Annotated in this window: 7 protein-coding genes; 4 read left to right on the top strand and 3 right to left on the bottom strand. The window is 34.9% G+C overall.

What is annotated here, in order from left to right:
- Positions 1 to 328: 328 nt before the first annotated feature.
- The gene (locus HH304_RS13765) at positions 329 to 1,237 is read left to right on the top strand and encodes a TraB/GumN family protein (RefSeq protein ID WP_169682609.1); all 909 of its coding nucleotides are present in this window, start codon (positions 329 to 331) and stop codon (positions 1,235 to 1,237) included.
- Positions 1,238 to 1,318: 81 nt separating this feature from the next.
- Positions 1,319 to 2,725 carry a sigma-54-dependent transcriptional regulator gene (locus tag HH304_RS13770; RefSeq protein WP_169682611.1) on the top strand — a complete coding sequence of 469 codons (1,407 nt, stop codon included), beginning with the start codon at positions 1,319 to 1,321 and terminating at the stop codon, positions 2,723 to 2,725.
- Here HH304_RS13770 and HH304_RS13775 read toward each other — a convergent pair.
- Entirely contained in the window at positions 2,700 to 5,306 is a 2,607-nt protein-coding gene (locus HH304_RS13775) for an ATP-binding protein (protein ID WP_169682613.1), read from the bottom strand. The genes HH304_RS13770 and HH304_RS13775 overlap by 26 nt on opposite strands.
- Before the next feature lie 20 nt (positions 5,307 to 5,326).
- Positions 5,327 to 6,769, bottom strand: a complete 1,443-nt coding sequence (locus HH304_RS13780) for an NAD-dependent succinate-semialdehyde dehydrogenase (protein WP_271711622.1) — start codon at positions 6,767 to 6,769, stop codon at positions 5,327 to 5,329.
- 143 nt (positions 6,770 to 6,912) lie between these two features.
- On the opposite strand from HH304_RS13780, the gene HH304_RS13785 reads away from it, so the two are divergent.
- A complete protein-coding gene (locus HH304_RS13785; protein ID WP_169682617.1) occupies positions 6,913 to 8,274 on the top strand; it encodes a M28 family peptidase in 1,362 nt (453 codons plus the stop codon).
- Here HH304_RS13785 and HH304_RS13790 read toward each other — a convergent pair.
- Positions 8,271 to 9,296 carry a hypothetical protein gene (locus tag HH304_RS13790; protein WP_169682618.1) on the bottom strand — a complete coding sequence of 342 codons (1,026 nt, stop codon included), beginning with the start codon at positions 9,294 to 9,296 and terminating at the stop codon, positions 8,271 to 8,273. The genes HH304_RS13785 and HH304_RS13790 overlap by 4 nt on opposite strands.
- A gap of 186 nt (positions 9,297 to 9,482) precedes the next feature.
- Here HH304_RS13790 and HH304_RS13795 point away from each other — a divergent pair, with 186 nt between their 5' ends.
- On the top strand, positions 9,483 to 11,324 hold the full coding sequence (locus HH304_RS13795) for an LTA synthase family protein (RefSeq protein ID WP_169682620.1): 1,842 nt from the start codon (positions 9,483 to 9,485) through the stop codon (positions 11,322 to 11,324).
- Positions 11,325 to 11,365: the final 41 nt, after the last annotated feature.

Consider the following 11,365-nt stretch of genomic DNA (forward strand, 5'->3'; position numbering starts at 1 on the left):
TTATTAGTTAACCATTCACACACACGATCAATCAAATCAGACGTCCACACCGTCTGATTTTTTTTGGAACAAAGTGTGGAAAAATTCTACACAAAGTAGCGTACATACTCACAATAAATTCTACACCCCCCTTTAAAATCAAAATTTAAGCCTTTTTTAGTTTTGGCACGGTTTTGTATCTATTAGAAGTACATTAGCAACAACCGGGCTAATACCATATACTTAACAGATTCCGGCTATGGAATTCAAGGGAAAGCGCCAGCTTTCCCTTTTTTATTGTATTTATTGAATTACCCCAATAATAAATGTATATTTTAATAAAAAAGCTATGAAGGCATTTTTCATTATATTTTTAATCTGGATCAGTTTATTTTTAATAAATACCGAATCGATAGCTCAAAAAAAGTCCAGTCTTTTATGGAAAGTTGAGCATCCTGAGACAAATACAGTTTCCTATCTCTATGGAACCTTGCATTTACTTGATAAAAGTTACCTGGATAGTCTTCCTGCAGTTAATGAGGCTTTACAAATAGCAGAATTAGTCATAGGAGAAACAACAACAGACTCTACTGAACTTCTTAGAAAGATAATAAGCTATACTCTAATGAAAGACACTCTTTTAAGTGAGATAATGGATAGTACAAAATTCACAAAGCTTAATAATCTTCTTAAGGAAAACCTTGGTGTTTCAGTTTTATACTTAAATCAGTTTAAGCCAGCAATGGCGTGGAGTATGTTTACCCAAGCTATTTATGTTCAAGAATTCCCAGTATTAGCCGAAAAAAATGAAGTTTTAATCGATCAATATTTTCTTGATTATGCAGAAGAAAATAACATCGAAATCGCAGGACTTGAGACTACTGCTTTCCAACTAAACTTGTTATTTAATGAAATCAGTGTTTTAAGACAACTGGAAATTCTAGAAGATGCAATTGACAATCTTGATGAAAATAAAGTCTTACTAAATCTTATGATTCAAAATTATTTTAATTACAATTTAGAATCTATTGAAGCAGACCTGATGTCTAATGGATTAAGTGTTCAGGAAAAAAACATGTTATTGAGAGATCGAAACAGAAAATGGATCAAGCAAATTCCTGACTTAATAAAAGATAAAAAATCATTTATTGCTGTTGGGGCAGGTCATCTGGTAGGACCCGAAGGGCTCATTGATGGGTTAATAAAACTGGGATTTAAAGTAAGTCCTGTGGAAATGAACAAGAGTCTTAATAATTAATTTGATTTTTTTTTATAAGAGTAATTGATTAATAAAAAATAGGTCTAATTTTATCTATACTTCAGAACATACAAATTATACATGCCAAAAATTCTAGTTATTGACGACGATCCATCATTCAATATGATGCTCACAACCTTTCTCAAAAGAAACGATTTTGAGGTAGAAAGTGCACATTCTGCTGAATCAGGAATTTCTTTTATCAATAAAAACAAAATCGATCTTGTTCTTACTGATTATAAGTTACCCGATCAGGATGGGATTTCTGTCATTAAAGAAGTAAAAGAAAATCATCAGGGCACTCCGGTTATTCTTATGACTCATTATGCAGACATAAGAACTGCCGTGAAATCAATTCAAATTGGAGCATATGAATTTGTAACAAAACCAGTAAATCCAGATGAACTATTACTACTGGTAAAAAGAGCCCTTTCGGAAGTAACTACAGAAACTAAAGAGGAAAAAGTTTCCAAGTCTCCTAAAAAGAAAAAATCATCTCCTGATATAGATTATATTTCCGGAGACTCTGGTTATGCAAGAAAAGTATACGAACACGCTAGTTTGGTAGGCCCTACAGACATGAGTGTTCTTATTTTAGGGGAAAGTGGTACCGGTAAAGAGTTTGCAGCTAAACTTATTTATGAAAAAAGTAACAGACAAAACAAACCGTTTATCGCTGTAGACTGTGGAGCTTTAAGTGATGAGCTGGCAGCAAGTGAACTTTTTGGCCATGTTAAAGGAAGTTTTACAGGAGCGTTACAAGATAAGACCGGTCAATTTGAGTATGCCAATGGAGGGACTTTATTTTTGGATGAAATAGGAAACCTGTCATATGAAGTACAAGTAAAACTACTTAGGGCACTCCAGGAAAAGAAAATTAGGAAAATCGGGTCTAATTCAGACATTGATATTGATGTGAGAATCATCACAGCTACCAATGATAACCTGAGTAAAAAAGCTGAAGAAGGGTCTTTTAGGCTTGATCTTTATCATAGATTAAATGAATTCAGCATTCAGCTATATCCTTTAAGAGAAAGGGGAAATGATCTATTCATTTTTGCCGATCACTTTCTCGAAGAAGCGAATGAAGAACTTGGGAAAAATATCCACGGATTTTCAAGTGAGACTAAAGAAATTTTTAAGCAATACTATTGGCCTGGTAACCTCAGAGAACTTAAAAATGTAATCAAACGTGCAGTTTTACTATGTCAGGGAGATGAAATAACACCTGAACAACTTCCTGAGGAAATTAAATCTATGCGTAAAGTTGAAACTTTTGAAAATAGTGTAGTTAGCCAGGGAATAGAAATTAATTCTGATGCCCCTAACCCTAAAGACTTGAAACAACTTCAGGAAACTAACGAAAAGGAAACCATCGAAAGAGTTTTAAAAGAAACTCACTACAATAAAAGTCTGGCAGCCAAAATCCTGAATATTGATAGAAAAACTTTATATAATAAGATCAAGCGATATGAGATTGACGCCTGAGCCATTTATCAATCAAGGCCAGGCTTACTGACATTTCTTCAATTAACTCGTTAGCCATTTCATTTATTTCGTCTGATGGCTCTGGATTTGACTCTATAGTTTCCTCCAACGTACGTAGGTTTTTAGAAACTGTATCAAATGAAAAGTGACTCCATGATGGAATCATGCGGTGAGAAAGCTTCATAAGGCTATTAAGGTCTTTATTGTTAGCAAATGAAGTGAAATTGGATAAATCATTTTGCATATTTCCATACAACCCTTCAATCATATTTCGAATCATCTCCGGATCATTTCCAGCGAACATTTTGATTTCAGAAATATCAAGTTCAATTTCCGTACTTTCATTTGCACCAACCTTATCATTGACAGATTCAATTGGATCCTTTATTTCAGGTTCTATTTCAGTTATATCATAAATCAAGTTAATTAATTCTGTCCTTGAAAACGGCTTAAATAATATCCCATCAAAATTAGCTTTATTTTCCTGTACATCCGGCCTTGATTCTCCCTTAGCTGTCATCGCTACAAGTTTATCGAAACTACCCTTGTAGCTATCTCTTAATTTTTCAGACAACGTCAGACCATCCATTTCAGGCATTTGTATATCAGAAAACACGAAATAGTATGATTCATTTTTGATTGACTCAAGGAAGTAAACCGGATTTTCAAATACCTTTACATCAAAACCTATTGATTGAAGAATCTTTGACATCAATAGCCGATTATTAGGGTCATCATCAACAACAGCCGCTAATTTCCCAATAAAATTTGACTCATGATCAGATATCAAATACGATTCAGATGGTTTTACTTCCGGTTTATGCATCGGGATTCTTAAAGTGAAAGTAGATCCCTTTCCTTTAATACTTGTCAAATCTATTGCCCCATCAAATAACTCTACCAGATTTTTGACAATAGTTAACCCCAAACCTGTACCTCCATACTTTCTTGTAATACTTGAATCAGCCTGTGAAAATGACATAAACACCTTCCTTTGCTCATCAGGTGTCATCCCTATTCCGGTATCAGTAATATGTATTTTTGCAATTTCATACTGATCTAACCATGCAAACGTCAATCTTACATAGCCTTCTTCCGTAAATTTGATTGCATTACTCAGGAGATTAGTAATTATCTGCCTGAATCTAAAAACATCCGTTTCAAGAGCCAGGTCATCAGCAGCCTGATAGTCAAAAATTAATTCAATGCCTTTGTCTTCCGCAAGAGGAATAAATGAGTTAATTATCTCTTCAAGCATTTTATGAGGATAAAAGCCTTCAATATGAAGAGTAACTTTTCCTGCATTAAGCTTAGAAATATCTAGTAAATCATTTACTAACCGAAGCAGAAACGATGCACTGCCATTTATTGTACTGAGGTATTTTATTTGTTCCTCATCCAGTTGAGTTTCTTGTAAAAGACCTAAAAAACCATTTATTGAGTGTATAGGAGTTCGAATTTCATGACTCATATTTGCCAAAAACTCCTCTTTTATTTTAGCTAATCTTTCAGCTCTGTTCCTTTCCAGTTCTGCCTTTTGCCTATAGAAATTACTTTTAGATACTCCTCTAAATACAAGAGTCAAAAGAATACCCGATCCTAGCAAACCAATAATTCCAATAGTAAATAATGTTTTAGTTGCTTCATCAGCTACAATCTCAGCCTCTTCCTGTTTCTTGAGATTCTCTGCTTTCTCCAGAGTTGTAAGCTCATTTAATGTTTCCTGAATCTGGAAAAATAAATTCTGATCCTGCTCAAGAATCCTGTATTCTCTCAAGGATAATAAATTCCTAAAGTACTTTTCTTCAGCACGCAGGTCTGTTAATATTTCTTCAATCTTATTAACTAAAGAATCTCCATCAACCATTCGCTTTACATAACCTGACCCCGTAGACTCGACCATTGGGTCACTTTGTGGATCAAGTATGGGAATAGTATCATAGACAACTTCCTTGCTTCCAAATAATTTTTTAAGTGAGGCAATAATACCTTTAGTTTGCTTCTCTCTTTCTACAAGTCTATATGAAATATCTCCTGCAACTAAAGAATCTGACTTTGAAACTAATGACTTTGATTGAAGCTGTCTGAACTGATTTTTATTTTTGCCATCCAGGTTTAGCTCTTTTAAAGCTTTTTCGGCATATGCATTACTCTGCTCTTTCAACTTTAGTTCAAGGAATTCATCTAATGATGCTTGTTTTTGATCATAAAGTAGTGCCAGCGTTTCAACTTTCTTGCCTCTAACCGGATCATTACCAATTTCATTTTTTAATTCTACTAATCCGGTCTTAATCGAATCTTCCATCACCTCATACGCTGCAAGAGTAGAATCATCTTCGGTTATTATATAAATCCGGATCAGGTTTTCGGCCTTCATCATCTCTCTGAATAGCTCGTTAAGCTGTTCAGAGGTTTCTTTTGAAGAGGCGAGTGACCTTACTGAATTATTTAATGATTCGAAACTCTTGTATGAAATATATCCGAAACCTCCAACCAACAATGATATAATCAAAAATACTCCTACCACCCTACTGGTAAGGTTGCCAATTGATACTTTCTTTGCTGGTTTAGTTCTTTTCATTTTGATTTTAATTCAACTGGTCAAAGACCTCCCATCAACATATATTTAATATTGAGGTATTCATCAATTCCATATTTTGAACCTTCTCTTCCCATTCCTGACTCTTTTACTCCTCCAAAAGGAGCTACTTCAGTCGAAATCAAGCCTTCATTTATACCTACCATTCCATATTGTAATGATTCAGCTACCTTCCATATTCTTCCAATATCTCTGGAATAAAAATACGACGCAAGTCCAAATTTAGTTTTATTAGACAACTCTATAGCCTCCTCATCTGAAGAAAACCTGTAAACAGGAGCTACAGGCCCAAATATCTCCTTGCTAAACATCTCCATTTCATCATTAACATCTGTAAGAACCATAGGATCAAAAAACCTACCTTCAGGTTTGTTGCTACCCACAACTAGCTTTGCCCCTTTTTGTAAAGCATCTTCTACTAATTCGCTAACTTTTTCTACTGCACTATCATTAATTAATGGCCCAATATCAACACCGGAATCAAGACCATTTCCTACTTTCAGCTTCTTAACTTTTTCAGAAAATTTCTCAACAAATTGATCATAGACTTTATCATGTACCAGAATTCTATTTGCACAAACGCATGTTTGCCCTGCATTTCTGAATTTACATGCTATCGCTCCTTCAGCTGCGGCCTCTATATCTGCATCTTCAAAGACTACAAAAGGAGCATTCCCTCCTAATTCCAGGGAGATCTTCTTAACTGTTGAAGCACTTTGCTCCATTAACATTTTACCTACTTTTGTCGATCCGGTAAACGAAATCTTTTTAACCAGCTTATTAGTGGTTAATTCCTTACCTATTTCTGAAGCCGAATTTGAAGTCACAATATTTAACACTCCAGGAGGTAAACCAGCTTTTTGCGCCAGATATGCTGCGGCTAAGGCACTCAATGGAGTATCCTGAGCAGGTTTTATCACTACTGTACAGCCTGCAGCAAGCGCTGGTCCTACTTTACGTGTAATCATTGCTAGCGGAAAGTTCCATGGTGTGATAATACCAGTTACCCCAACGGGCTGCTTAATCACTACTATACGCTTACCTTGAGCATGGTTTGGCACAACATCACCATATACTCGCTTAGCCTCCTCAGAAAACCATTGGATAAACGATGCACCATATGCTACCTCTCCCATAGATTCTTTTAATGGTTTGCCCATTTCCATGGTCATCAAAACAGCAAGATCTTCTTGATTATCCATAAGTAATCGATACCATTTGTCAAGAATCTCACTTCTATCCTTCGCCAACATTGATGACCATTTGGGAAATTCTCTATCTGCAATTTCAATAGCCTCTTTTACATCCTCCTCATCCATATCAGGTACTGATGTTATCACTGAGTCATCAGCAGGATTTTTAATATCATATGTTTTACCCGAATGAGCATCAGTCCATTTACCATCAACAAATGCTTTACTACGTAAAAGGTCTTTGTTTTTCATAGACATAAGAGTGAATTTTTTATTCCTATCAATTTACAAATTATAATATCAACACAATCGAAATAACCCTCTAGAATTAGGTCATTAAACTTATTTTTCTTTATTTGGTTAAACGACAATAAGACTTAAAAGTAAAAAGATCTATGTATAGAATATTTTTTTTAATCATCATTTCAGGGTTCTATTCTAAGAGTATAGCTCAAAGTGGGGTAAGCCAGTTTAACACACAAATGTATGATATCATTAATAACGTTTCTTCTGAGAGAATTGAGTCTGACATTAAAAAAATGGCTGATTTTGGCACCAGACATACCATGTCAGATACTACCTCGGATACAAGAGGTATCGGAGCTGCTAGAAGATGGATAAAATCTACTTTTGATCAGATATCAAAAGATTGTGACAACTGCCTTGAAGTAAAATATCAACGAAATCTGGTAAAGAAAGGAGAAAGTGAACGAATACCTGAAGACACCTACATTGTTAATGTATTAGCAATACAAAGAGGCACAAAATACCCAAATAAATACATCATCATGTCAGGTGATATTGACTCTCGAATTTCTGATGTACTTAACTACAAAGACGACTCTCCCGGAGCAAATGATAATGCCTCAGGAATGGCCGGAACAATTGAAGCCGCAAGAGTATTATCAAAATATAAATTCGAATGTAGTATCATTTACAGTGGGTTAAGCGGCGAAGAACAAGGTTTATTTGGAGGTAAATTTCTTGCAGAAAAAGCTAAAGAAGAAGGATGGGAAATTCTTGGTGTTCTCAACAATGACATGATTGGAAATATTGAAGGAGTTGATGGAGTTATCGACAACCGTTCTTTCAGAATTTTTTCTGAACCAGTTCCTCCGACTGAAACTGATAGAGAAAGACGAATGAGAAGATTTTTTGGTGGCGAGGTTGATGGAATAAGCAGGCAACTTGCCCGGTATGTTCACTATGTCACAGAAAAATATATGCCTTATATAAATCCCATCATGATTTATCGACTGGATAGATTTGGCAGAGGTGGTCATCACCGACCATTTAACGATGCTGGATTTGCAGGAATCAGAATCATGGAAGCTCATGAAAATTACAACAGACAACATCAAGACTTACGAACCGAAAATGGAATTGAATATGGCGATGTTATTGAGGGTGTGAATTTTGAATATGCCAGACTGCTTACCGCGGTTAATGCCATTACTCTTGCTTCGGTTGCATCTGCTCCTACATCGCCAGAAAATGTCAATATTGGTGGTATTGTTGAGCCTTCAACTAAGTTAAAATGGGATGCGGTAGATAGTGAAGATCTTAAAGGTTACATAATTCATTATAGAGAAACAACTGCACCACAGTGGCAACACTCTGTCTTTGTTGATAAAAACACAACAGAATTTACTTTAAAAGGTGTTGTTATTGATAATTACCTATTTGGGGTTTCAGCAGTTGATAATGATGGAAATCAAAGTATTGTCAGTTATCCTTCGGGAATTATCAGAGATTAAATATTCCTTAACAGCATTTTAAGACTTTGCTTCACAATTTCTCCCATTGAATTACATTCGAGAAACTGTGGAGCTTCATAATGATCTGCAAGTTCTTTTTTAAGGCTTTCTACATTTTCAGGTAATGAAATCTTATCTACAATCATTACATCAATCAGGTCTTTAAGCGCATATCTTGATGCTCTGATTCTATGAACAATCAAAGCTCGTTCCTCTTTTTGATATTGCCTTACAGATTCAGGAGTCATTGTTTCAAGCCCCAGTTTAATAAGTGGGTAATTCTGTTTAAAATATTTAGGCATGTAAATAGCTTTTCTGCCTTCGTATGATTGCTGATCAAAATCAATAGACCTGATTCTGTAGTGTATTTCTTCAAAATCGGGAGTGATATCAATAACAAAATTACTTGAGTGCATGTCACCAAGAAGTCTGACAAAGCATCTTTCATTAAATTTCACAAACTCCTTTGCCAGTCTGATCTTGTTTAGTTGGGGATCTCTAAGGTAAGTGATAATAAACTGATCTCCAGGAACGCCAGCAATATGCTCTTCTATAAGTGTATCACCATCTACCAGATAATTTATTCTGTTAGGGGAAAGATGATGTTCTAATTCGAGCCCATAAATCCTACTTGCATCTGCCTTTTTTACATAGAAATAATCGAAATTATCATTTATTTGATTAACAATACGTACCCTGAAAGGCATACTATTTCCATAAGGACATATATCTACTCTGTCAATAAACAAATGTTCAATCACAGAAAGATCTCCATCTGATTTCAGTAACGCATAGATTTTTTTAAGGCTTTCATTAATATTGCCCATTTCACTTGGCGAGTAAAAAACTGTCTCCCAAAGTGTATCATCACCTTTGCGATCATATAAAGCAATGGTGCTATTAAACCTCAACAAGTCTGAATACTTTATTGGAGATTTAAATGATCGATCATGCTTGTGCAGGTAGCTTCTCAGACCATTACTTATTTGAAAAGGTATTTTCTTCTTACTAATTAGAGCCATTAAAATAAACCATTTGGACTAAAATATAAATTACCACTTGGTTATCCCACTATTTATTAATTTTAGGGTTTATATTAAACCCAAATAACATATAAAGTCGTTTATTGCTTTGTTAGCAAATAAATTCATTGTTAATAATGGGTTAAAGTTAATTAAGTTCTGTATTCCGCATACAAAAAGTTTATAATGAAAGAACGATTTATATATCTGGCAAAAATTTTTGGTCTTTTTACACTTGCCGGTATTTTTATTAGACTGGTGTTTTTAATTTTTCATTTTGGTGAAATGACCAGGAATGCCGGGTTCACTGATGTCTTCATGGCTTTTGTGCATGGTATCAGAATGGATTTTTCTATTGCAGGATACATACTTGCCCTTCCAGTACTTTTAACTGTAATTGGATTTTTAATCCCGAATAAAATCCAATTCTATTTGAACAGAATTATTCTAGTAATATTTGCTGTTGTTCTTTCAATGATGGCCACTGTTGATATCAAGTTATTTCAATATTGGGGATTCAGGCTAGATACAGCTCCTTTGCTTTTCCTTGAAACTCCAGGTGAGGCTGTTGCCAGTTTGAGCATTGCTGAAATGATTATTCCATTTCTTTATTTAGTGATTCTTTGCAGCCTTTTGATTGCCGGAGTTTTCAGAATCACAAAAGATATACTTCAATTCCCAAAATATAAATTACAAAATTCAATAGCCTTCCTTTTACTTTTAGGCTTTCTGATAATTCCTATTAGAGGAGGTGTAGGTATCGCTCCATTAAATCCCGGGTCGGTATTTTTTAGTAACTACTCCGAAATAAACCAGTTGGCATTAAATCCGGCATGGAATTTCAATTATACACTCTCCAAATACGATCCTGATGCTCTAAAAAAGGAATGGTACGACGATGTTAAGGCTGATTCTATATTAACAGAAGCATATTCCAAAGGGCCATATATGGAAGTCTTAAATACCAAAAGACCTAACATCTTATTGATCATTATTGAAAGCATGGCTTCAAAGTTTATGCACAGAACCTATAAAGGTGACACTGTAACTCCATATCTTGATCAATTAAGCAGAGAAGGTATCTATTTTAATAACTTTTACGCTTCAGGTGACAGATCGCATAAAGGTATGACTGCAATATTTAGTGGTTTTCCTGCTCATCCGGTAGCTCCGGTAATTAAATATCCGGCAATAGCTTATGGACTCCCAAATATAATCAGGGACTTAAAAAGTGAAGGGTACAAAACCAGCTACGTTTATGGTGGTGACTTGGCCTTTGCAAATTTTAATGGTTATTTCCTATCTGCAGGAACTGATGAATTAATAACTGAAAGCAACTTTCCTGATTCATTAAGCACAACAAAATGGGGTGTTCATGATAATATCGTAAGTGACACTCTACTTAATCATATTAAACAAAAAAGCTCTATCCCTTGGTTTACAACCTGGTTTACTCTTTCAAATCACCCTCCATACGAACTACCAGAGAATCCAAAATTCGGATCTGAAACGTTAGAAGATAAAGTGTACTCTACATCCCATTTTACAGATCAGCAAATACAAAAAGTTGTTGATTCTCTAAAATCAAATAATGAATTATGGTCAGACCTTCTTGTTATAATAATGGCAGACCATGGAGTAAGAGATCCGGATGGCTCAGATTATTTTGCCCCTGAAACGTTTCAAATTCCAATGATATGGACAGGTGGTGCACTTAATCATACTGGTTTTTCAATAGACAGACTTTCATCTCAAACTGATTTTGCAGCAACACTTTTGGGAGAAATGGAAATGGACTATTCAGAGTATTATTTCTCTAAAAATTTGTTTCAAATTGATTATAAACCAATGGCATGGTATAGTTTCAGCAATGGTTATAGTCTAAAAGTCCCTAATGGAACCTATAGCTTCAGCACATCTTCCGGAGACTTCATTGCTAAAGACTCATCAATAACGGAGGCCGATTTTGAAGTTGGACAAGCTTACCTTCAGAAAGTGTATAAAAAATTTACAGAAAAAAGAGAATAAAAATAGCTCTCCCGATTATTTCGGCGCCATTATTATTCTCT

It is taken from the genome of Marinigracilibium pacificum, assembly GCF_012926615.1.
Classification (GTDB): domain Bacteria; phylum Bacteroidota; class Bacteroidia; order Cytophagales; family Cyclobacteriaceae; genus Mangrovivirga; species Mangrovivirga pacifica.